Origin of the sequence: Nocardia gamkensis NBRC 108242, from assembly GCF_001612985.1 — a bacterium.
GTDB classification, from domain to species: Bacteria; Actinomycetota; Actinomycetes; order Mycobacteriales; family Mycobacteriaceae; genus Nocardia; species Nocardia gamkensis.
Map to the genome: position 1 here is coordinate 62837 of NZ_BDBM01000017.1, position 21190 is coordinate 84026.

Annotated in this window: 21 protein-coding genes and 1 pseudogene; 7 read left to right on the forward strand and 15 right to left on the reverse strand. The window is 70.4% G+C overall.

The window, feature by feature from the left end:
• The first annotated feature begins 34 nt into the window (after window positions 1-34).
• Entirely contained in the window at window positions 35-583 is a 549-nt protein-coding gene (locus tag NG1_RS16035; RefSeq protein ID WP_062971598.1) for a YceI family protein, read from the forward strand.
• A 46-nt stretch (window positions 584-629) separates the two neighbouring features.
• On the opposite strand, the gene NG1_RS16040 is transcribed toward NG1_RS16035, so the two are convergent.
• The 3 genes from NG1_RS16040 to NG1_RS16050 form a co-directional block, all read right to left on the reverse strand.
• On the reverse strand, window positions 630-1469 hold the full coding sequence (locus NG1_RS16040; RefSeq protein WP_245659922.1) for a DUF72 domain-containing protein: 840 nt from the start codon (window positions 1467-1469) through the stop codon (window positions 630-632).
• Window positions 1470-1532: 63 nt separating this feature from the next.
• Window positions 1533-3050 carry a glycerol kinase GlpK gene (gene glpK / locus NG1_RS16045; protein ID WP_062971771.1) on the reverse strand — a complete coding sequence of 506 codons (1518 nt, stop codon included), beginning with the start codon at window positions 3048-3050 and terminating at the stop codon, window positions 1533-1535.
• 25 nt (window positions 3051-3075) lie between these two features.
• A complete protein-coding gene (locus NG1_RS16050; RefSeq protein WP_062971602.1) occupies window positions 3076-3858 on the reverse strand; it encodes an IclR family transcriptional regulator in 783 nt (260 codons plus the stop codon).
• 238 nt (window positions 3859-4096) lie between these two features.
• On the opposite strand from NG1_RS16050, the gene glpK (NG1_RS16055) reads away from it, so the two are divergent.
• Window positions 4097-5629, forward strand: coding sequence for a glycerol kinase GlpK (gene glpK, locus NG1_RS16055; protein WP_062971604.1), 1533 nt, complete (start codon window positions 4097-4099; stop codon window positions 5627-5629).
• Window positions 5630-5679: 50 nt separating this feature from the next.
• Entirely contained in the window at window positions 5680-7359 is a 1680-nt protein-coding gene (glpD, locus tag NG1_RS16060) for a glycerol-3-phosphate dehydrogenase (RefSeq protein ID WP_062971606.1), read from the forward strand.
• A 37-nt stretch (window positions 7360-7396) separates the two neighbouring features.
• On the opposite strand, the gene NG1_RS37470 is transcribed toward glpD, so the two are convergent.
• Window positions 7397-7561 carry a hypothetical protein gene (locus NG1_RS37470; RefSeq protein WP_168434229.1) on the reverse strand — a complete coding sequence of 55 codons (165 nt, stop codon included), beginning with the start codon at window positions 7559-7561 and terminating at the stop codon, window positions 7397-7399.
• 128 nt (window positions 7562-7689) lie between these two features.
• On the opposite strand from NG1_RS37470, the gene NG1_RS16065 reads away from it, so the two are divergent.
• Window positions 7690-8364: a class I SAM-dependent methyltransferase gene (locus NG1_RS16065; protein WP_157114083.1), complete on the forward strand. Its 675-nt coding sequence runs from the start codon at window positions 7690-7692 to the stop codon at window positions 8362-8364.
• Window position 8365: 1 nt separating this feature from the next.
• Here the strand turns inward: NG1_RS16065 and NG1_RS16070 are convergent, their stop codons facing one another.
• The 3 genes from NG1_RS16070 to NG1_RS16080 are packed head-to-tail and all read right to left on the reverse strand — an operon-like array spanning window position 8366 to window position 10926.
• Window positions 8366-9628: an acyl-CoA dehydrogenase family protein gene (locus NG1_RS16070; RefSeq protein ID WP_062971610.1), complete on the reverse strand. Its 1263-nt coding sequence runs from the start codon at window positions 9626-9628 to the stop codon at window positions 8366-8368.
• A gap of 6 nt (window positions 9629-9634) precedes the next feature.
• Window positions 9635-10633, reverse strand: a complete 999-nt coding sequence (locus NG1_RS16075) for a phosphotransferase family protein (RefSeq protein WP_062971612.1) — start codon at window positions 10631-10633, stop codon at window positions 9635-9637.
• Window positions 10630-10926, reverse strand: a complete 297-nt coding sequence (locus tag NG1_RS16080) for a DUF6285 domain-containing protein (protein WP_063910361.1) — start codon at window positions 10924-10926, stop codon at window positions 10630-10632. Before NG1_RS16080 ends, NG1_RS16075 begins: the two co-directional genes overlap by 4 nt.
• Window positions 10927-11226: 300 nt before the next feature.
• Between NG1_RS16080 and NG1_RS16085 the strand changes: the two genes are divergently transcribed.
• Window positions 11227-12396 carry a L,D-transpeptidase gene (locus tag NG1_RS16085; protein ID WP_062971616.1) on the forward strand — a complete coding sequence of 390 codons (1170 nt, stop codon included), beginning with the start codon at window positions 11227-11229 and terminating at the stop codon, window positions 12394-12396.
• A 384-nt stretch (window positions 12397-12780) separates the two neighbouring features.
• On the opposite strand, the gene NG1_RS16090 is transcribed toward NG1_RS16085, so the two are convergent.
• Window positions 12781-13251 carry a winged helix-turn-helix transcriptional regulator gene (locus NG1_RS16090; protein ID WP_062971618.1) on the reverse strand — a complete coding sequence of 157 codons (471 nt, stop codon included), beginning with the start codon at window positions 13249-13251 and terminating at the stop codon, window positions 12781-12783.
• 105 nt (window positions 13252-13356) lie between these two features.
• Here NG1_RS16090 and NG1_RS16095 point away from each other — a divergent pair, with 105 nt between their 5' ends.
• Window positions 13357-14610 (forward strand): cytochrome P450, encoded by a 1254-nt coding sequence (locus tag NG1_RS16095; protein ID WP_062971620.1) that lies wholly within the window; start codon window positions 13357-13359, stop codon window positions 14608-14610.
• Here the strand turns inward: NG1_RS16095 and NG1_RS16100 are convergent, their stop codons facing one another.
• The 3 genes and pseudogenes from NG1_RS16100 to NG1_RS39045 form a co-directional block, all read right to left on the reverse strand.
• Complete coding sequence (locus NG1_RS16100; RefSeq protein WP_062971622.1) at window positions 14611-15300, reverse strand: SDR family NAD(P)-dependent oxidoreductase; 690 nt, start codon at window positions 15298-15300, stop codon at window positions 14611-14613.
• A complete protein-coding gene (locus tag NG1_RS39040; RefSeq protein ID WP_084498970.1) occupies window positions 15297-15749 on the reverse strand; it encodes an SRPBCC family protein in 453 nt (150 codons plus the stop codon). Before NG1_RS39040 ends, NG1_RS16100 begins: the two co-directional genes overlap by 4 nt.
• A gap of 399 nt (window positions 15750-16148) precedes the next feature.
• Window positions 16149-17258: pseudogene (locus NG1_RS39045) on the reverse strand (FUSC family protein); the annotation flags it as partial.
• Window positions 17259-17487: 229 nt separating this feature from the next.
• Between NG1_RS39045 and NG1_RS16110 the strand changes: the two are divergent.
• Entirely contained in the window at window positions 17488-18906 is a 1419-nt protein-coding gene (locus NG1_RS16110; protein WP_062971624.1) for an amidase, read from the forward strand.
• An 18-nt stretch (window positions 18907-18924) separates the two neighbouring features.
• On the opposite strand, the gene NG1_RS16115 is transcribed toward NG1_RS16110, so the two are convergent.
• From NG1_RS16115 to crcB (NG1_RS16130), 4 genes are all read right to left on the reverse strand, one after another.
• Window positions 18925-19095, reverse strand: a complete 171-nt coding sequence (locus NG1_RS16115; protein WP_157114084.1) for a hypothetical protein — start codon at window positions 19093-19095, stop codon at window positions 18925-18927.
• A 38-nt stretch (window positions 19096-19133) separates the two neighbouring features.
• Window positions 19134-20138, reverse strand: coding sequence for a cation diffusion facilitator family transporter (locus NG1_RS16120; RefSeq protein ID WP_210750854.1), 1005 nt, complete (start codon window positions 20136-20138; stop codon window positions 19134-19136).
• 135 nt (window positions 20139-20273) lie between these two features.
• Window positions 20274-20642 (reverse strand): fluoride efflux transporter CrcB, encoded by a 369-nt coding sequence (gene crcB / locus NG1_RS16125; protein WP_062971773.1) that lies wholly within the window; start codon window positions 20640-20642, stop codon window positions 20274-20276.
• Window positions 20639-21133, reverse strand: a complete 495-nt coding sequence (crcB, locus tag NG1_RS16130) for a fluoride efflux transporter CrcB (RefSeq protein ID WP_245659923.1) — start codon at window positions 21131-21133, stop codon at window positions 20639-20641. Before crcB (NG1_RS16130) ends, crcB (NG1_RS16125) begins: the two co-directional genes overlap by 4 nt.
• Between the last annotated feature and the right edge of the window lie 57 nt (window positions 21134-21190).

The following is a 21190-nucleotide window of genomic DNA, read 5'->3' on the forward strand; positions in this document are numbered from 1 at the left end:
ACTAGTTCAATTCTCAATCATCAAGGAGAACACCATGTCGACCGGAACCACCAACGCTCTCACCGCGGGCACCTGGGCCATCGACCCCGCCCACTCCACCCTGGGCTTCTCGGTACGCCACCTGATGGTCAGCAAGGTACGCGGCCGCTTCACCGACTTCTCCGGCAAGCTGGTCATCGGCGAGGACGGCAGCGCCTCGGCCACGGCCGAGATCCGGGTCGACTCGGTCACCACCGACAACGAACAGCGCGACGCGCACCTGCGCACCGCGGACTTCTTCCAGGCCGAGGAGTTTCCGGTGGCCACCTTCGCGTCCACCGGTTTCCGGGTGAACGGCGAGGACTTCATCGTGGACGGCGAGTTCACCATCCGCGGCGTCACCAAGCCGGTCACGCTGGACGTGGAGTTCCTCGGCGTCAACCCCGGCATGGGCCACGGGCCGGTCGCGGGCTTCGAGGCCAAGACCGTGATCAACCGCCGCGACTTCGGCATCACCATCGACATGCCCCTGCCCGACGGCGGCGCGGTGATCGGCGACAAGATCACGCTCACCCTCGAGATCGAGGTCGGTTTGCAGTCCTGAGTGATCCGGACGGTCCCGCGGGAGTGCCTGCGGGACCGTTTTTTCGTCAGAAGAGGGTCATCGGCTCGGCAGGCGTCGGCTCCGGCAACGGGTCGAGCTGTGGCAGCCGGGCGCGGACCTCGTCGTGGAAGCGGCGGGCCAGCTCCAGCGAGCCCGCGTTGTCCGGGGTGTGCACGAATACCGTCGGCGACCGGCCTTCGCGCAGCCACTCGGCGACCGTGCCGACCCACTGCTGCCAGCCGCCGACGGTGCGCTCGACATCGTCGCGGCCGTGGTACCGCACGATCGGGTACTCGGTCAGGGCGCGCATCCTGCGCCGCACCCGCGGCTTCTTCGACGCCGCCTCCTGTTCCGCCGCACTGGTGGGCGGACCGTCGAAGAGCACGGTGGTGTCGAACGGAACCCATTCGGCGCCCACCCTGGACAAGACGTATTCCAGGCTGCGCGCCGCCTGCTCGTCGGCGAAGAACGCGGGATGCCGGACCTCGACGGCGGCCCGGTAGGTGCGCGGCAATTGCCGCAGGAATCCGGCCAGCGCACCGAGATCGGTGGGGCCGAACGAGCCGGGCAGCTGCACCCACAGGGCGTGAATGCGTTCCCCGAGCGGCTCCATCGCGGCGAGGAACGAGCGCAGATCCTCCTCGACGCCGGTCAGCCTGCGTTCATGAGTGATCGGCTTGGGCAGCTTGAGGACGAACCGGAACGCGGGATCGCATTGACTCGCCCACGATTCCACCGTGCGCCGCGAGGGCGTCGCGTAGAAGGTCGTATTGCCTTCGACCGCATTGCACCACGTGGCGTACCAGCGCAGCCGCTCCCCCGGCGCGAGCTGCCTTTCCTGCCAAGCCGCGTGCGTCCACATCGCACATCCCACGTGAAGCCGCATGCTTCCGACGCTAACCCACCATCCCGACACGCTCGTCCCGGTGGCACGCGACCACGACCGGACTCACCGCCGCGCCCGCTTCGCCGACCGGACCCAGCCGAAGGTCAGCTCCACGGCGCGCTTCCAGTTCTCGTACTCCTCCGCTCGCAGCTCGGGGTCCATCCGTGGAACCCATTGCGCGGCAAGGCGCCGGTTGTTCCGCAGTCCTTCCAGGTCCGGCCAGTAACCGACGGCCAGGCCCGCGGCGTACGCGGCGCCGAGCGAGACCGTCTCTGCGACGAACGGACGCGACACCGGAACGTCGAGGACGTCGGCCACGATCTGCATGAGCAGGTTGTTGGAGGTCATGCCGCCGTCCACGCGCAGTGCCTCGGCCCGCAGGCCCGAATCGGCGTTCATCGCCTCTACCACGTCGCGGGTCTGCCAGGCGGTGGCCTCCAGTACGGCGCGGGCGATGTGGCCCTTGGTGATGTAGGAGGTCAGTCCGGCGATGAGACCGCGGGCGTCGCTGCGCCAATGCGGTGCGTAGAGCCCGGAGAACGCGGGCACGACGTAGCAGCCGCCGTTGTCTTCGACGGTGCGCGCGAGGGTTTCGATCTCCGGCGCACTCGTGACGAGCCCGATGTTGTCGCGTACCCACTGCACGAGCGAACCGGTGACCGCGATCGGGCCCTCCAGCGCGTACACCGGCTCCGGGCCGATCTGGTAGCCGATCGTGGTGAGCAGGCCGTGCCCGGAGCGCACCAGCTCACGCCCGGTGTTCATCATGAGGAATCCGCCCGTTCCGTAGGTGCACTTGGTTTCCCCACGCGCGAAACAGGTCTGGCCGAACAACGCGGCGTGCTGGTCGCCGAGCGCGGCGGCGATCGGGATGCCAGGCACCACCCGGCGCGTAGTGCCGTAGGACGCGGTCGACGGCTGGATGCGCGGCAGCATCCCCGCCGGGATGCCGAAGAACTCCAGCAGTTCGTCGTCCCAGGCGAGGGTGCCGATGTTCATCAGGAGGGTACGGCCTGCGTTGGTGACGTCGGTGCGGTGCAGGCCGCCGTCCGGGCCGCCGGTGAGGTTCCAGATCAGCCAGGTCTCCATGGTGCCGAACAGCACCTCGCCCCGCTCGGCGCGCTCGCGCAGACCGGGCATCGTGTCCAGCATCCAGCGCAGTCGCGGCGCGGCGAAATAGCTCGCCGGTGGCAGACCGCACAGTTCGCGGATCCGGTCGGCGCCCGGCTTGCCCTCCAGTTCCCGGACCAGTTCTTCGGTCCGCACGTCCTGCCAGACGATGGCGCGACCGACCGGCGTGCCGGTGCGGCGGTCCCACACCACGGTGGTCTCGCGCTGGTTGGCGATGCCGAGCGCGACGATCTGATCGGCGGCCACACCGGAATCGCGCAGCGCCTGCGGCACGATCCGCTCGACGTTGCGCCAGATCTCCACGGCGTCCTGCTCGGCCCATCCCGGCCGCGGGTAGTGCTGCCGGTGCGGGCGCTGGGCGACCCCCACGAGCCGGGCACGCTGGTCGAACAGGATGCACCGCGTGGAGGTGGTGCCCTGATCGATGGCGAGCACGTAACGCTGCTTCATGCTGCTCCTGGAGGAAATCCGCTGGTCACCGGCGCGACGGCGGTCGGTCGCCCGCACCGAGATCGCGCGACACCGCCCGTGCGGCGTCCAGCACCCGGCCGACGAGCGCGGGTCGGTGCCGCGACTTCGCGTCACAGAGCCGGTCCACCGCGCCGGTGATGCCGATGGCGCCGACCACCAGCCCACCCGGCGCTCGGATCGGCGCCGCGATACCCGCCTCGCCGGTCCGGAACTCCTCGATGTCGCCCGCCCATCCGGCCCGCCGCACGCCGGCCAGTTCCCTGGTGAGCGCGGCGCGGTCGACGAGGGTGCGGTGCGTGAGCGCAGCCGGCTCGGCCCGGCGCACCGTCGCGGCCAGGTCGGCGTCATAGGCGAGCAGCACCTTGCCCAGCGCGGTGGCATGCGGCGGCAGGAGTTCGCCGAGTTCGAGCGCCTGTTCGGTGTTGTCCGGCCGGAACACGTGGTGGACCACGACCACCGCGCCGTCCAGCGGCGCGCCGATCCGCACCGCCTCGCCCGTGCGCGCCGCCAGCGCGTCGGCCCAGTTGATCGCGCGGGAGCGCAACTCGTTCGCGTCGAGGTAGCCGCCGCCCAGGTGCGGCAACGCCGCGCCGAGCTGGTACTTGCCGCTCGCCGGGTCCTGGTCGACGAAGCCGACGCCCTGGAGCGTGCGCAGGATGCCGTGCGCGGTCGGCTTGGGCAGGTCGAGCGCGCCCGCGATGTCACCGACGCCGAGACGACCGGAGCCGCGGGCCAGCAGTCGCAGCACGGCCGCCGCCCGCTCGATCGACTGGATCGGACCCGGCATGTCCGGAAACCTATCCCCCGTGTCGTGATTCGACAATCGTGCGCGACGCCCGGCGCACCCGGCATGAGCTGCGCCATACCTTCGTCTCGCCCGACTCGGCAGCCATTGCGTTCTCCGCGACCCGCCCGAGCATTCGACAATGTCGAATGGCAGCGCTATCCGGGTCCGGCATTCCGCCGTAGTTTCCGTTTCGAGCACGGTCGCGCCCGCGGCCTGCGCGGCGAACGGAGGCTCAGCGATGACTCGGGGCGGTAGCCGGTACGTCGGCGCCATCGACCAGGGCACCACAAGCACCCGCTTCATGGTGTTCGACCACGGGGGCAACGAGGTCGCCCGCCACCAACTCGAGCACGAGCAGATCCTGCCGCGCCCCGGGTGGGTGGAGCACAATCCGACCGAGATCTGGGAGCGCACCCGCGCGGTCGTGCAGACCACGCTGACCAAGGCCGATCTCGTCGCGAGCGACCTCGCCGCGGTCGGCGTCACCAACCAGCGGGAGACCACGGTGGTGTGGAACCGCAGGACCGGGCGGCCGTACTGCAACGCGATCGTCTGGCAGGACACCCGCACCGATCGCATCGCAGCCGAATTGGAGCGGGCCGGGCACGGCGACACCATCCGGCGCAAGGCGGGCCTGCCGCCCGCGACCTATTTCTCGGGCGGCAAACTGCGCTGGATCCTCGACAACGTCCCAGGGGTGGCCCGGGACGCCGAACGCGGCGACGCGCTGTTCGGCACCACCGACAGCTGGCTGCTGTGGCAGCTGACCGGCGGGGTGGACGGCGGCGTGCACGTCACCGACCCGACCAACGCCAGTCGCACCATGCTGATGGACCTGGAGACATTGGACTGGGACGACGAACTGCTGGCCTTGTTCGGGGTGCCGCGCGCGATGCTGCCCAGGATCGCGCCGTCGGCGAATCCGGACCTGTTCGGCCGCACCCGGCCCGACGGGCCGTTCGGCGGCGCGGTCCCGCTCGCCGGTGTGCTCGGCGACCAGCAGGCCGCCGCCGTCGGACAGGTCTGCTTCCGTCCCGGCGAGGCGAAGAACACCTACGGCACCGGCAACTTCCTGTTGCTCAACACCGGGACCGAGATCGTGCGATCGCAACACGGACTGCTCACCACCGTGGCCTACCGATTCGGCTCGCAGAAGCCGGTGTACGCGCTGGAAGGCTCGATCGCGGTGACGGGCTCGGCGGTGCAGTGGCTGCGCGACCAGCTGGGCATCATCTCCGGGGCGGCGCAGAGCGAGTCGCTGGCCCGGCAGGCCGAGGACAACGGCGGGGTGTACTTCGTGCCCGCGTTCTCCGGATTGTTCGCGCCCTACTGGCGGTCGGACGCGCGCGGCGCGATCGTCGGCCTGTCCCGCTACAGCACCAACGCCCATCTCGCGCGGGCGACGCTGGAATCGATCTGCTACCAGACCCGCGATGTGGTCGAGGCGATGCAGGCCGACTCCGGCGTCCGGCTGGACGTGCTGCGGGTGGACGGCGGCGTCACCGCCAACGAGCTGTGCATGCAGTTGCAGGCCGACTTCCTCGGCGTGCCGGTGTCGCGCCCGGTGGTCGCCGAGACCACCGCCCTCGGCGCGGCCTACGCGGCCGGGCTGGCGGTCGGCTTCTGGAGCGACACCGACGAACTCGCCCAGAACTGGAACGAAGCCAAGCGCTGGCACCCGGCCTGGTCGCCACCGCAGCGTGAGCGCGGCTACGCGCGCTGGAAGAAAGCGGTCGCCCGCACCCTCGACTGGATCGACGACGAGGACTGAGCCGGCGACCCCGTCGTACCCGAATATCCCCGAAACAAGGAGACAGCGCTGTGTCCGCACGATTGGACGCCCGATACCGCGACCGCGCGGTGAACTCGCTCGGTGACACCGAGATCGACGTGCTCGTCATCGGCGGCGGCGTGGTCGGCGCGGGCGCCGCACTCGACGCCGCCTCCCGCGGCCTGAGCGTGACCCTGGTGGAGGCGAGGGACTTCGCCGCGGGCACCTCGAGCCGCTCCAGCAAGCTCATCCACGGCGGGCTGCGCTACCTGGAACAGCTGGACTTCTGGCTGGTGCGGGAGGCGCTGAAGGAACGCGGCCTGCTGCTGCACCGGCTGGCCCCGCACCTGGTACGGCCGGTGTCGTTCCTGCTGCCGTTGCGGCATCGCGTGTGGGAGCGCGCCTACATCGGCGCGGGCGTCGCCCTGTACGACACCATCGGCGGCGCCCGCGCCCTGCCGATGCACCGGCACCTGTCGCGCACGCGCGCGCTGGAACTCGCGCCCGCCCTGCGCGAGGACGCGCTGACCGGGGCCATCCGCTACTTCGACGCGCAGGTCGACGACGCCCGGCACACGATGATGATCGCGCGCACGGCGGCCGGGCACGGCGCGACCGTGCTCACCCGCACCAAGGTGACGGCGCTGCTGCGCGACGGCGCGCGCGTGGTCGGCGCGGAGGTCACCGACCTGGAGACCGGGCGGGTGCACGCGGTCCGCGCGCGCCGGGTGATCAGCGCCACCGGAGTGTGGACCGACGAGATGAACCGGATGACCGGCGTCGAGTTCCCTTTCCACGTCCGGATGTCCAAGGGCGTGCACATCTTGGTGCCCCGCCATCGCCTGCACTTGGACACCGGCCTGATCATGCGCACCGAGAAGAGCGTGCTGTTCGTCATCCCGTGGCACGGGCACTGGATCATCGGCACCACCGACACGGACTGGTCGCTGGACAAGGACCATCCGGCCGCCAGCGACGCCGACGTGCGGTACCTGCTCGACCAGGTCAACCGGGTGTTGCGGGAGCCGCTCACCCGCGACGATATCGTCGGCACCTACGCGGGTCTGCGCCCGCTGCTGTCCGGCGCGTCGGCCGACACCGCGACGCTGTCCCGGGAGCACGCGGTCGCCGAACCGGCGCCCGGCCTGTTCGTCATCGCGGGTGGCAAGTACACCACCTACCGGGTGATGGCCGCCGACGTCGTGGACGCGGCGGTGGCGGGACTCGGCCGCGCGGTCGCGCCGTCGGTGACCGAGCACCTGCCGATCCTCGGCGCGGTGGGCTACCAGGAACTCGCCGCCGACCTCGACAGCCTGGCGCAGCGCACGGGCCTGCCGCGAGCGACGGTGCAGCGGCTGCTCGGCCGGTACGGCTCGACGATCACCGACCTGTTCGACCTGATCGCCCGCGAGCCCGAGTTGGGTGAGCCGCTCACCGGAGCACCCGAATACTCCGGCGCGGAGGTGGTGTACGCGGTGACGCACGAGGGCGCACTGCACTTGGACGACGTGCTCACCCGCCGCACCCGGGTGTCCATCGAAACGGCCGACCGCGGCCTGGCCGCCGCTCCCGGGGTGGCTCGGCTGATCGGCGCGCACCTCGGCTGGGACGCCGCTGCCACCGAGCGGGAGATCACCCGCTACCGCGATCGGGTGCACGCCGAATTGGCCGCCAACCAGGCGGCCGACGACGAATCCGCCAACGCGGCCCGGTTGATCGCCGTGGCCTGAGCCCCTGGCACGGTTCCCACACGGAACCGTGCCGGGCTCACTGATCCATGCCGCTGTGCCCGCTCGGCGTCGACTCGTCGGTCTCGAGTTCGGCGCCGGCCGGGTGCTCGTCGGCGTGTGTCGGCTTGGTGTGCTCGTCGGCGAAATCCGCGTCCTGCTGCATCGACTCCGCCGTCGTCGGATCGACATTCGGTGTGCTCATAACCCGCGCGTACCCAGCGGTGCGGCCCTGACGCACACACCTCGGCCTCGGCGGGAAAGCAGGCTCGGCGCTCTCGGCGGGAGTGGCGGGTTGACCTCGAGCACGGTTGAGGATGGAGCATGGTGAGCATGACTCGTCCAGCTGATTTCTGGAACACCGTCTATGACAACGACACCGCCCCCTGGGTGATCGGCGAGCCGCAACCGGCCATCGTCGCGCTCGAGCGGGACGGCGGCATCACCGGACGCGTGCTCGACCCGGGCTGCGGCGCCGGTGAGCACACGATCCTGCTGACCAGGCTCGGGTACGACGTGCGCGGAATCGACATGTCGCCGAGCGCGGTGGCGTACGCGCGGGCCAACGCCGCCGAGCAGGGTGTGCCGTCGGCCTCCTTCGAGGTGGCCGACGCCCTCGCACTCGGCGACCGGCCGGAGTTCGCCGGTGATCCGCCCGGCTCCGCACCCGCGTTCGACACCATCGTCGACAGCGCGCTGTTCCACGTCTTCGGGACCGAGGACGAGCCGCGCGCCGCCTATGTCCGCAGCCTGCACGCGATCTGCAAGCCGGGCGGCACCGTCCATGTTCTCGCGCTCTCCGATGTCGAGCCGGGGTTCGGCCCGCGGATCAGCGACACCTTGATCCGGGAGTCGTTCCGCGACGGCTGGACGGTGGAAGACGTGCGGCAGGCGCGCTACCGCGGGCGGGTGACCGACCCGGTGGCCCAGGACGCGGCGAACCTGGAGGTCTCCGCGTCCGGCCACGTCGACCTCGCCGCGTGGCTGGCCCGGATCCGCCGCCTCTGAGTCACACGCCCTTCGGCGCTTTGCTTCCCATGAAGCCGAACAGGTAGCCCGCCACCCGCCGCATCTGGATCTCCTCGGCGCCCTCGGTGATCCGGTAGCGCCGGTGGTGGCGGTAGATGTGCTCGAACGGCTTGTGCCGGGAGTAGCCGAGGCCGCCGTGCACCTGCATGGCGCGGTCGGCGGCCTCGCAGCACAACCGGTTGGCCCAGTAGTTGCACATCGAGACCTGCTCGGAGACGGCGAACGTGCCGTAGGTGTCCATCGACCAGGCGGTCTTGTGGATCAGGGCGCGCAACATCTCACACTGGGTGTGCAGCTCCACCAAGGGGAACTGGATCGCCTGGTTGGCCGCCAGCGGCTTGCCGAAGGGCTTGCGCTGTTTGGCGTAGGCCACCGACTGGTCGATGCAGTACTGCGCCGCACCCAGACTGGACGCGGCCTGGCGGATCCGGTTCTCGTTGAAGAAGTGCTGAACCACCGCCAGGCCGCGCCCCTCACCGCCGAAGACGGCGCTGTCGGGGACCCGGACGCCGTTCAGGGAGACACGGGCGTGGTCGGTGGGCATGTTGAAAGTCCAGAGGTATTCCTCGACGACGAATCCCGGGGCGTCGGTGGGCACCAGGAAGGCGGTGATGCCCGCCGCGTCGCCGGGGCCGCCGGAGGTGCGCGCGAAGATCAGGTCGGCGACGGCGATGTGCACGCCGGTGTTCCAGGTCTTCTGCCCGGTGATCACCCAGTCGTCGCCGTCGCGGACCGCCGCGGTCTCCATGTGGGTGGCGTCGGAGCCGTGCTCGGGCTCGGTGATGCCGAAGGCGAAGAACTTCGTCCCCGAGGCCATGCCGTCCACCCACTCCGCCCGCTGCGCGGGTGTGCCGTGTTCGAGCATGAGCAGCAGGCCGACGTTGTTGGCGACGATGGCGTGCTCGTTCTGTAGATCGCAGTGCAGGCCGAGGCCGCGCCGGGCCAGGTGCTCGCGGATCACGGCCATGCCCAGGTTGGTGCCGTCCCGGCCGCCGTACCGCGCGGGGAACGCGTACCGCAGGTGCCCGGCGGCGTCGGCGCGCCTGCGTACCTCGGCCAGCAGGTCCTCCCATCGCGCGTTCGGCAGGCCGCCGCGCTCCCAGTCGGTGCGGGCATCCTCGCGGCGGTGGTCGAAGAAGCGGATGTTGTCGTCGGTCTGCTCGAGCGGCGTGATCTCGCGCTCGATGAACGCGTCGAGTTCGGCCAGATATTCGACCAGTTCCGCGGGTAGCTCGAAATCCATCGGGCATCAGCCTTTCGCAGTGGGTCGGATCTGCATCAGCAGGTCCCATTCGATTTCCGACACGCGGCGCCCGCTGGCCGCCATCACGATGTCTCGCACGCTGCCATCCGAGTGTGCCGCGGCCTGCCCGGCCAGCCCGATGCCCCAGGCGAGCGTGCACATCACCTTCCACCAGCGAAACCGGTCCTCGTCGAAACCGCCGCCCGCGCGCCGGTAGCCGCGCACGAACGCGGCGCGGCCCGCGAGCCCGCCGAATTCGCGGTCGTCCGCGCGGAAGCGCCACATGCGCAGCGCGGGCCAGGCCACGTCCCGCATCGGATCGCCGTGGCGCTGCGCGCCTTCCCAGTCCAGCACGGCTCGCAGGCCGTCGGGCCCGACGACGATGTTGCCGTTGCGCATGTCGGTGTGCAGCAGCGCGGTACGGGGCGGCGCGGGTGGGCAGTGGCGTTCCAGCCAGCGCAGCGCGAGGGCGAACACCGGCCGGTCCGGCAAGAGCGCGCGCACGTGCTCGCCTGCCTCGGTCAGCTGGCGTTCCGGATCGGCGGCCGCTTCGGGCAGGCGAGCGGGCGCGGACGCCGGGTCGATGGCATGCAGACGGCCCATGGCCTCACCGAGTTGTTCGGCCACTCGTTCGCCGAGACCCGCCGCCTCCGTCAGCCGTAATACCTTGCGGGGCACGGTTTCCCCGTCCACCCGTTCGGAGACCACGAACGACCCGCCGACGTAGGCGCTGTCGGTACAGATGGCCACCACGGGCGGCACCGGCACACCGTGCGTCCGTGCCAGTTCGCGTACGGCGGCCTCCACGTCGACCGGAACCAGCTCGATCGCGCTCGGCACGATGGTCGCGACCAGGCGGCGCGTCCCGCCTTCCAGGTCGGTTTCGAAGGCGACGTTTCGGCGACGGGCGCCCGCGGAGAGGTATTCGACGTTCGACACCGTCACCGCACGGCCGCTCCCGGACTCGAGAAACCGGGCCAGACCGCGTGCCAGGTCGGCGCTCACTCGCCCGCCCAGGCGTCGTACCCGGGTTTGGCGATCGCCAGATCGGCCCGCACGATCGAAACCAGCGCTTCCCGGAGTCGCTCGTCATCCCCCTCGGCCACCGCGTCGAGCAGCTCGCGCTCGTGCTCGGCCGCGGCGGGGCCCGATTCGATCTCCCTGCGCACGATCCTGGCGAGATTGGCGCCCACCCGCGCCTTGTGCTGCAATCCCGCGGGCAGGGCGGGCAGCAGCGTCTGCTCGAGCAATTCGGCGATCGATTCCAGCAGCTCCGCTGCCGATGGGCGATTCTGCATGCGTTCCCCTCGGTCGGTTCCGGCCCCCAGCATGGCACGCACCGGTACCGTCCCGATCGGCACTTTCGGCCGTCACCCCTGGCCGCGCAGCCGCGACGATCCCGCGTCCCTTCCTGTGTGCCGGGCTGGGAATCTGCCGTGGGTCCTTCTTCGCATGGGGTTGCGCGTGGGAGCGGTCGGTAAAATGCGAAGGGGCAGTGGGCGCGGGTGCGCCATTCGTTTGCGCTGGGCTGAAACAGGAGAAATGCATTGGCGACCAGTCGCGTCCGATCCGGAGTCGTCGGGGGGATCGCCCTGGTCATGGCGGTGATCGTGGCGGCATGCTCGTCGTCCGATCCGGGCGGTACGCCGGGAGCGGCAGGCCCTGCGCCCTCGCCCCTCACCATCACGCCCGCGTCGGGGGCCCGCAACGTCGATCCGCTCGCCCCGATCCAGGTCAGCGCCTCCGAGGGGCAGCTGACCTCGGTCACCATGACCAACGAGCAGGGCAACGCCGTCGAGGGGATCATGACGCCGGACAAGACGGCCTGGAAGCCCACCGAGCCGCTCGGCTACGGCCGCACCTACACGGTGACCGCGGAAGGGCTCACCGTCACCGGCAGGACCGGGCCGACCACCGCGACCTTCTCCACGCTGACCCCGAACAATCAGACGAAGGTGTCGCTGACCACCACGGGCGGCACACCGCTGTCGGACGGCGGCACGTTCGGGGTGGGCACCGTGGTGGTGGCCCACTTCGACGAGGACGTCCCCGACCGCGCCATCGCCGAGAAGCACTTGTCGGTCACCACCGACCCGCCGGTGGAGGGATCCTGGTACTGGCTGGACGATCGCAACGTGCATTGGCGGCCGCGGGAGTACTACACGCCGGGCACGAAGGTCAGTGTGGCGGCGAACATCTACGGCCAGGAACTCGGCCGCGGCCTCTACGGCCAGGAGGACACCAAGACCACGTTCACCATCGGCGCGTCGCACGTCTCGATCGCCGACGACAACACCAAGCAGATCCAGGTCTTCGAGAACGGCAAGCTGATCCGCACCATGCCGACCTCGATGGGCATGGGCGGCAGCGAGGTCATCGGCGGCAAGACGCTCACGTTCTGGACCCAGCCCGGGATCTACACGGTGATGGACAAGGCCAATCCGGTGATCATGGACTCCTCCACCTACGGCCTGCCGATCAACTCCCGCCTGGGCTACAAGGAGGCCATCGGCTGGGCGACCCGGATCAGCACCGACGGTATCTACCTGCACCAGCTCGACTCCACCATCTGGGCCCAGGGCAATACCGACGTCTCGCACGGCTGCCTCAATCTCAGCGGCGAGAACGCCCAGTGGTTCTTCAATTTCGCCGTCCCCGGCGACGTCGTGGAGATCCGCAACACCGGCGGCGCCCCGCTGGAGGTCTGGCAGAACGGCGACTGGGGGCTGCCGTGGGATCAGTGGGGGCAGGGCAGCGCACTTCGATAGGGTCCGTCCGGCCGACACGCTGGCCGCCCTTGCCGATGCCGGGAAGCTGCACTACATTCCTGCACTCGCGAGACCAATCGGTCTCCAATCCCTGCGCGGCACACCCGCGACGGCACCGCGCGGGACCCCGCGTTGACGATCGGAGCCGGCTCGATGGCGATGCTGCTGTACTACCTACTCCTACCGCTCTATCTCGCCGAGGCATTCGTCAACCAGCTGCACTGAGCGCCGCTCGGCCGCAACACACTTCACGGGGGCCGCTTCCGCGATCGACGCGCCGCGCTCGGCCTACCCCCTCTCGTACCGCTCGGAACAGGTGACGTCCACCGCGAGTTCGATGCGTCGTCAGCGCCGATTCCCTGGTGCTCGGCCCGAGCGATCTTCTCAACCGGCCTGTTCGGCGCCTGGTGGCTGGTGGAAGCCGGGACCCGCCTTCGGTTCGACCTCGCGCGGGTCGATCGGCTCGCGGCAGTGGTCGCAGACCAGCATGGGTGAGGTCTCCTCCCCGCAGGTGCGATGTTCCAGGACGACCGGCCTGCCCTCCGGCCCGACCAGGTGGTGATCACCCCAGACCATCATCGCCGTGACGATCGGATACAACTCGCGGCCCGCGGCGGTGAGGTGGTAGTCGACGCGCCCGCCGCCGTGGTCGGTGCGCGTGAAGATGCCCGCGTCGATCAGCATGCGCAGGCGGCTGGTGAGCAGGTTGCGGTTGGTGATGCCGATATTGCGGGCGAAATCGCTGAAACGATGCACCCCGAAGAACGCCTCGGCGATGAGCAGGATGGTCCACCGGTCGCCGAGCAGTTCGACGACGCGGGTGACCGAATCGTCGACCGGGCGCCGCAGTGTCATGGCGCTATTTTCGCATCCCGTCACGGTATTGCATTCCTACTGACGGTATCGGAATAATACCAACATTACCGGTGCCCGTTCCGGGCCGGACAGCTGGGAGTGTCGATGACGACCACGAACCACCCGACCGACGATTACGTGCGCCTGCTCGACCCCGCGGTGCGGCCGGATCCGTACCCGCTCTTCGCGCGGCTACGCGACTGCGGCGCGTTCCGGATCGGCACGGCGCCGGTGGTCGTGCTGACCCGCTACGCCGACTGCGCCGCGGTACTGCGCGATCCGCGCGCGAGCGTCGACCGGTCACTGGCCCGGTTGCAGCTCGGTTCGATGCCGATCTACGACGGGACCCGCGAAGACGGTGCGGCACAGGCGAAACCGTCGTTCCTGTTCCTCGACCCGCCCGACCACACTCGCCTGCGCCGCCTGGTGTCCAAGGCGTTCACCCCGCGCGTCGTACGGCAGCTCGAGCCCCGGATCACCGAGATCGTCGACGACTTGCTCGACCAGCGCGCTCGTGCGGGACGATTCGACGCCGTCGACCACCTGGCCTATCCGCTGCCGGTGACCGTCATCTGCGAACTGCTCGGCGTCCCGCTGGCGGATGAGGCGCGGTTGAGCGCCTGGTCGGCGCTGCTGTCCCGCACGCTCGACCCGACGTCCCGCGCGGCCGCCCGATTCCGCGCCGACCCCGCCGAGATCCGGCGCGCCGGAACCGAATTGCACGCCTACTTCGAAGAACTCATCGACCGCCGCAGGCGCACCCCGGGCCCGGATCTGCTGTCCGAACTCATCGCCGCCGAAGACGCCGGGGACGTGCTCACCCACGCGGAACTGATCTCGACCTGCGCGCTGCTGCTGGTCGCCGGGCACGAGACCACCGTCAACCTGATCGCCAACGCGATCCTCGCCCTGCTGCGCAGGCCGGAGGAACTCACCGCCCTCCGGGCGGATCCGGACCGGGCGGCGGGCGTGGTCGAGGAGACGCTGCGCTTCGACCCGCCGGTCCAGCTGATCCCGCGCGTCGCCGCCGACGAACTGAGCATCGGCGGCATGGACATCCAGCGCGGCGATCTGGTGGTACTGCTGATCGCCGCCGCGCACCGCGACCCGTCGGCGTTCGGCGACCCCGACCGATTCGATCCGGCGCGCGAGAACCGCCACCTGGCCTTCGGCCTCGGGGCGCATTTCTGCCTCGGCGCTCCCCTGGCTCGCTTGGAGGCGCGAGTGGCGTTGACCCGGCTCGCGCAACGAGTCGAAGACCCCTCGCTGCCGGTGGATCCGCCGCCGTACCGGGAACACGTGAATCTGCGCGGGCCCGCGCACCTGCCCATCGAGTTCGCGGCGATCCGGCCCAGGTAGTCAGCCGTCGTAGGACACGTGCGGCGTCCACCCCTCGACAGGGCGGGTGGCCGCCGCGTGCAGCGCCGCGGCCACCCGGTCCCGCGTGAACGCTCCCTCGCCGAGCACTCCGTTGACCTGCACCGCGACGGCCCGTACACCGACGGGCGCAAGGGTGGCGTCCAAGCTGGTGACCAGGTTGCGCACCGCCGCCTTCTGGACGCCGAGCGAGGCGGCCCGGTGCCACGGCTTGTCCGCGGCCGCACTGCCGGTGACCAGTACACGGGCGCCATCGGCCAGGAATGGGCGCGCTGCCTGGACCGCGGGCAGCAGAGCCGCGGCGCCCACGGTGAAGTCCTCGATCAATGCGGCGACCGAGAGCTGCAACGGATCGGCCTCACGGAAGATGCTGGGATTGAAGTGCAACACGTCGATGCGGCCGTAGCGTTCGCCCACCTCGGCGACGACCCGGCCCACGTCGGCGGGATCGTGCAGATCCACCCCGGCGCCCTCCGCGTGGAACCCCTGCTCGCGCAACCGCGCCGCCAGCGGTTCGGCCTCCTCGGGTAACCGGCAGGCCAGCACGGTGGTGAAGCCGTCGGCGGCGAACAGGCCTGCGACCGCCAGCCCGACACCGGGACCGGCGCCGAGCACGAGCAGCACGGGAGCAGTCGAGGTTTCCGGGGCCGGGCGGCTGTCGGACGGGGTCATTCGACGACGGCCTTGATCCGGTTCAGCGTCTCGCGCATGCCCTCGACGTTGGTCTTGCCGCGCGTCCACCCGGCGAGCAACCAGTACAGCCGCAGCACAGGGTTGCTGTGCAGTTGGAACGACTCGGTGACATCGGTGCCGCCGTCGGCCGGTTCGAAGACGTAGCGCCACGTGTTGACCGGCATGCCCTTCGGTCCGAGCACGGTGAACGCGAACTCGCGACCGGGCTCGCAGGCAACGATGCGGCACACCGTCGCGTACTTCAGCCCCCAGCCGTTGCGGTTGACATGACCGCGGAACTTCACGCCGACCGCGGGCCCGGTGGCGCCGCCGAGCCACTCCGCGGCGAACGTCTCCGGACTGAACCGCCCGGTGTTCTCGATGTCACTGACCAGTTCCCAGATCTTGTCGGCGGGGGCGGCCATCCGGACGGTCACGCTGTCATGCATGCGCCGAACGCTAGCAGGCGGTCCCGCCGTCGCTTCCGGGTCGAACCGGGCCGCCGTCAGGCGGGCCGCCCAGCCGTCCACGTCGGACAGCCGCCGTCCGGGTTGCAGCACCCAGCAAGCGGCGAGCAGATCGTGGCCGAAGTGCGCGAGGGCCGCGTGCTCCGGCCAGTACTCGCTGGTCCACTCGGGGTCGTCGGTCGCCGAGTCGATGCCGCTGCGGACCACGCCGACCAGTTCGAATTGCAGATGCTGGACCAGCACCCACGCTTCGGCGTCCATCGGCTTGTGGCGCAGGTGGTCGAGCAGGGCGCGGGCGGCGGCGCGCACCCGGTGTTCCATCCGGTGGAATGTGCGCCGGTGCCCGTGGGGCGCGACGCCGTGCAGCGCCAGCACGGCGACGGCGACGCCGATCATCGTCTCCCACAGCCGATCGCGGATCACCGGTCCGATCGGGCCGCCCGTGGTGGCAACCCCACCCGCGATCAGCGCGACCGGCGTGATGAAGACGACGGCAAGGGCGTAATTCCGCGGCACGAACAGCTCGATGCAGAACTGCAACGCGGCGACCAGTGCGATCAGCGCGTACCCGGTCGGCCCGAGCTGGTAGATGAGCGCGAACAGCCCGAGGCCCGCGATCGTTCCGACGAACCGGTGAATGGCCCGCACTTGCCCGCGCACCCGATCGGGCCCGGCTTGCAGGACGATGAGGGCGCTGAGCACCGCCCAGTGCGGCCGGTCCAGACCGAGCAGCGCGCTCAGCGCACCCGCGCCCACACAGCCCGCGGCGACGCGCATCGCGCTGATCGCCGCGTGCGAGGAGAACGACAGGGAGCGCCGCAGCCGGAAGCCGACGCCGGGCCGGGCGAACGAGACCAGTGGATCGACCAGCAGGTCGTCGGTGTCGTCATCGGGCACGTGCCCGGCGAGGCCGCGCCGCGCGCCCTGCAGGGTGGCCAGCAGTTCGGCTTCCCCGGGATCCGAGGGCACGCCCGCGTCGTACACCGCCGCCCACGCGTCCGCCATCGCCGCGCCCGCCCGGTGACGCAGGTCGATGGCGGGCGTCCCCGCCTCCCGGGCCGCGACGTAGGCGTCGACCGCCCGGACCGCCGCGTCGACCGCGATCCGTTCGGGTTTGCGGCGATCGCGCAGCACCCCGGCCATCGAGACGACGATCGACGCGACCACACCGCAGGCCGTACAGAGCAACAGCGTCACCACAGCGGCCCCGGCCTCGACGGCTTTCATCGCGCCCGCGCAGACCAGCGCGAAGAACAGCGCACCCGGCGGACCGAGCCGCAGCGCGTCGATGACGAACACCGCCACGACCGCGATCGCCGACACCACGAGCACCATGAGCAGCGACGAACCGAACCCCGCGTCCAGCACTCCGCCGATCAGCGCGCCCGCGCCGCAAGCGGCGAGCAGCGCCGATCCGGCCGTCAGCACGACCCTGCCGCGCACCCGGAACGGCCGCCCCTCGCCGTAGAGCACCGCGAAGGCGCCGAACATGACGAACACGGCCGCGTCCGCATATCCCAGACCGGTGACGATCGCGGCGGGGACGGCGAACGCCAGCGCGGCACGCACCGCCACGCTCCACCGCCTGCCCGCGGGCGGCAGGGCGAACAACAGCGAGCCGACCCGGCCCTTCGGCGGCACCGGATCCGGATATGTCGCCGCCACCTGCTGTCCTTTCCACTCTGGACGAGCTGCCTGCTGCACACATTAGATTCGGGGGATGACCGCCGACGCTCATATTCCACTACCCACGCGCGTCCACGCCTTCGGCGACGACGTGCTCGGTGACCACGACGCCGTCGCCCTGGCCGCCCTGGTGCGCGACGGCGAGCTCTCGCCAGGTGAACTCGCCGCCGCCGCGGCGGCGCGCGCCGGGCAGGTCGAAGAGCTGGCGGCCGTCGCCTACCCGAGCTACGCGCAACCGCTGCTGCCCGCCGAGCGGACCGGCGCCTTGTATGGCGTGCCCAGTTTCGTGAAGGACAACACCGACGTGGCCGGGATGCCGACGAATCAGGGCACGGCCGCGTTCCGCGCGCGCCCCGCCGGTGCGCACAGCGGCTACACCCGGCAGTTCCTCAGCACCGGCCTCACCGTTCTCGGCAAGAGCGCCATGCCCGAGTTCGGTTTCAACGCCAGCAGTGAGACGCCGCACCTCGCGCCCACCCGCAATCCGTGGCACACCGGCTATTCGGTGGGCGGCTCGTCGGGTGGGGCCGCCGCGCTGGTGGCGGCGGGTGTCGTCCCGATCGCGCACGGCAACGACGGTGGCGGATCGATCCGGATTCCCGCGGCGTGCGCCGGACTGGTCGGCTTGAAGCCGACGCGGGGACGGCATGTGGTGTCCGGGCTGGCGCGCACCTTGCCGGTCGACATCGTCAGTGAAGGAGTGCTCACCAGGACGGTGCGCGACACGGCGGTGTACACCGCGGCGGCCGAACAGTACTGGCGCAATCCGGCGCTGCCACCGATCGGCCGCGTCGACGGCCCTCCGACCCGGCGCATGCGGATAGCGGTCGTGCTCGACAACCTCGCAGGGCCGCTGGCCGCCGGTCCGACCCGGGAGGCAGTCGAAAATGTGGCGCGTGTCCTCGAGGCAGGCGGCCATTCGGTCGAGCCGGTCCCGCTGCCGTTCGACGCCACGATCGAACGCGCCTTCCTGCACTACTGGGGCCTGCTCGCGGCCGCGATCACCACGACGGGACGGTTCCTCGACCGCCGATTCGACGCGCGCCGCGTGGACGACCTCACCGTCGGCCTGCGCGCCCTCTTCCTCCGCCGCGCCTTGCACGCTCCGCTCACGCTCTACCGACTACGCGCGGCGGCGGCCACCTACGAACAGGCGCTCGGACCCTACGACGCGGTGCTGCTTCCCACGCTCGGCCACACCACGCCGGAACTCGGCTACCTCAGCCCGACCGTGCCGTTCGACGAACTCATCGACCGGTTGCGCGCCTACGTCTGCTTCACTCCGATCAACAACATCACCGGCACGCCGGCCGTCACCGTTCCCGCGGGCCTGACCGACGCGGGACTGCCCGTCGGTGTGCAGTTCGCCGCCACCCGCGGCAACGAACGCACCTTGCTGGAGCTGGCCTACCTGGTGGAGGCCGAGCGGCCGTTCCCTCGCCTGGATCGCTGACCGTGCCAAAACACCGCACTAGACGGTGCCGCCGATGCCGTGGGGCGGCGAACGTAGCCACGCGGCGCGACTGCTACGCGAATGGAGCCCGCGGGTGGCGGAGGTGACGACGACGCCGTTCAGCCCTTCCCGCAGTCCGCTCGCGGTGAGCCTTCCGTTGTTCGAGCGCCTTCCGGTGCTGCGGGACATCCCGCCCGCCATCGTCCGTGCGCGTGGTGTCCGATAGGTCAGGGCGCGGCGTTCGCCGCGGATGACGGGCGATCGCGGTGCACCGGGCCATGGGCGTCGTCGCAGTGGTCATCCAGCACCGGCAGCAGGCGCTGCGCCTCCGCGCCCGCCGAGGAGGTGACGGCGTGGGAGTGATCGACCTGCAACGTGGTGTGTGTGATGCCGTAGTCGTGGTCGAGCAGATGCTCGATCCGCTGACGCAGTCCGTGGCAGTCCGCACCCGCACGCACCAGCACATGCGCCGACAGGGCGATGTCGCCGGAGGTGATCTGCCAGACGTGCAGGTCGTGCACCTCGTCGACGCCCTCGATGTCCACCAGCCCGCGCCCGAGCGCGTCCGGATCGACGCCCGCGGGCGCCGCCTCCAAGAAGATCCGGCCGGATTCGCGCACCAGCCCGAGCCCCGCCTTGACCATCAGCGCGACGACGATCAGCGTTGCGATCGCGTCCGCCCTGGCGAAACCGGTGGTCAGCACGATCAGGCCGGCGACGGCGGTGGCGATGAACCCGTAGAGGTCGTTGAGCACATGCTGGAAGGCGCCCTCCACGTTGAGGCTGGAGCGGTTGGCTTTGCTGATCGCCCAGGTCGCGGCGATGTTGACCACCACACCCGCCAGCGCGGTCGCCAGCACCAGGCCGCCGGTCACCTCGGGCGGCTCCAGCAGACGGCGCACGGCCTCGTAGGTGAGCCAGCCCGCCAGCACGAGCAACGTGACTCCGTTGGCCTGTGCCGAGAGAATCTCGGCGCGCTTGTACCCGTAGGTGTACTTGCCGTTCGCCGGGCGGGCCGCGAGCCGGATCGCGATGAGCGCGAGGACAATGGACGCGGCGTCGGTGAGCATGTGCGCCGCGTCCGACAGCAGGGCCAGCGAGTTGGCCAGCACGCCGATCACGACCTCGACCGACATGAAACCGACGATGAGGGCCAGCGCGATGGTCAGCCACCTGCGATCGGCCGCACCCGACAGCCCGTGCCCGTGCGCGTGACCATGTTCGTGTCCCATCGACCCAGACCCCTTCCAGCACCGAATGTATGCGCATATCTGCATCTGTCACGTCAGCTTAGCCGACCCCGAGCGGCGCGCGACAGCGCAGTGGAGTGAGCTGGATCACGTCGCACACGCGCTCGTCGGCGCGGGTCAGCCGAACAGGGCGTGCACTGCCGCATAGGTCGACACCGTCGCGATCAGCCCTGCGCAGACACTGACCACCACGTTCATCGCCGCGAAGAAATAGGCGCCGCGCTCGGCCAGCCGCACGGTTTCGTAAGCGAAAGTGCTGTAGGTGGTCAGCGCTCCGCAGAATCCCGTGCCGAGCAGGACGAACAGCGGCGAGGCCAGCGCCGTCCCCGCTCCGCTGAGCGCGCCGAGCACGAGACAGCCGATCAGATTGACCGAGAACGTTCCCCAGGGGAACAGGCTGTCGCGGCGATCCTGCACCGCGCGGTCGATGAGGTATCGCAACGGCGCGCCGATCGCACCCCCTACGAGAACCAGAAGCACGGTCATGACGCCCTCCTCCACCCGTGCCGCAGGCGATCGTATCCGGCCCTGGTGAGCCACATGGCGATCAGGGTGGCCAGGAGGGCGCAGATCAGGGTGCCCGCCAGATAACCGGCCGCGACGACGATCGTTCCCGGTCGCAGCAGAGCGCGGACCTCGTTGGCGTACGTCGAGAAGGTCGTGAACCCGCCCAGTACGCCCACCCCGAGGAAGGGACGCAGCAACCGGTGCACAGTCCAGATCTCGGTCACCGCGACCATGAGCACGCCGATCGCGAAGCAGCCCGCGACATTGGTGACGAAGGTGGCCAGCGGGAAGTGCCCCGGGCGGCCGGGCAACCCCTGGGCGAGACCGTAGCGCGCGAGCGCACCGAGCGCCCCACCGAGAGCGACGACCACCGAGGCCGAGCCGTGGGTTCGCCAGAAATCCCGCCGTCGCGCGGGGCCTCGCGCGCGATCGGCAATGCCTGCCGGTTCCTCGGTCAGCTCATCGGTCACGCAGAACTCTTACCCGAAGCCTGCGCGGCGGCGCCACCGCGGGCAACGACGCCGCAC

Excerpts from the sequence above, each read along its gene's own strand:
- NG1_RS16115 (WP_157114084.1), bottom strand. The coding sequence starts at position 19,095 with ATGTCCCGCAGCACCGGAAGGCGCTCGAACAACGGAAGGCTCACCGCG.
- glpK (WP_062971604.1), top strand. The coding sequence starts at position 4,097 with ATGACTCGGGGCGGTAGCCGGTACGTCGGCGCCATCGACCAGGGCACC.
- NG1_RS16085 (WP_062971616.1), top strand. The coding sequence starts at position 11,227 with ATGGCGGTGATCGTGGCGGCATGCTCGTCGTCCGATCCGGGCGGTACG.
- NG1_RS16050 (WP_062971602.1), bottom strand. The coding sequence starts at position 3,858 with ATGCCGGGTCCGATCCAGTCGATCGAGCGGGCGGCGGCCGTGCTGCGA.
- NG1_RS16100 (WP_062971622.1), bottom strand. The coding sequence starts at position 15,300 with ATGACCCCGTCCGACAGCCGCCCGGCCCCGGAAACCTCGACTGCTCCC.
- NG1_RS16110 (WP_062971624.1), top strand. The coding sequence starts at position 17,488 with ATGACCGCCGACGCTCATATTCCACTACCCACGCGCGTCCACGCCTTC.
- NG1_RS16120 (WP_210750854.1), bottom strand. The coding sequence starts at position 20,138 with ATGGGACACGAACATGGTCACGCGCACGGGCACGGGCTGTCGGGTGCG.
- NG1_RS16070 (WP_062971610.1), bottom strand. The coding sequence starts at position 9,628 with ATGGATTTCGAGCTACCCGCGGAACTGGTCGAATATCTGGCCGAACTC.
- NG1_RS16080 (WP_063910361.1), bottom strand. The coding sequence starts at position 10,926 with ATGCAGAATCGCCCATCGGCAGCGGAGCTGCTGGAATCGATCGCCGAA.
- crcB (WP_062971773.1), bottom strand. The coding sequence starts at position 20,642 with ATGACCGTGCTTCTGGTTCTCGTAGGGGGTGCGATCGGCGCGCCGTTG.
- NG1_RS16065 (WP_157114083.1), top strand. The coding sequence starts at position 7,690 with ATGACTCGTCCAGCTGATTTCTGGAACACCGTCTATGACAACGACACC.
- glpK (WP_062971771.1), bottom strand. The coding sequence starts at position 3,050 with ATGAAGCAGCGTTACGTGCTCGCCATCGATCAGGGCACCACCTCCACG.
- NG1_RS37470 (WP_168434229.1), bottom strand. The coding sequence starts at position 7,561 with ATGAGCACACCGAATGTCGATCCGACGACGGCGGAGTCGATGCAGCAG.
- NG1_RS39040 (WP_084498970.1), bottom strand. The coding sequence starts at position 15,749 with ATGCATGACAGCGTGACCGTCCGGATGGCCGCCCCCGCCGACAAGATC.
- NG1_RS16095 (WP_062971620.1), top strand. The coding sequence starts at position 13,357 with ATGACGACCACGAACCACCCGACCGACGATTACGTGCGCCTGCTCGAC.
- NG1_RS16035 (WP_062971598.1), top strand. The coding sequence starts at position 35 with ATGTCGACCGGAACCACCAACGCTCTCACCGCGGGCACCTGGGCCATC.
- NG1_RS16040 (WP_245659922.1), bottom strand. The coding sequence starts at position 1,469 with ATGCGGCTTCACGTGGGATGTGCGATGTGGACGCACGCGGCTTGGCAG.
- NG1_RS16090 (WP_062971618.1), bottom strand. The coding sequence starts at position 13,251 with ATGACACTGCGGCGCCCGGTCGACGATTCGGTCACCCGCGTCGTCGAA.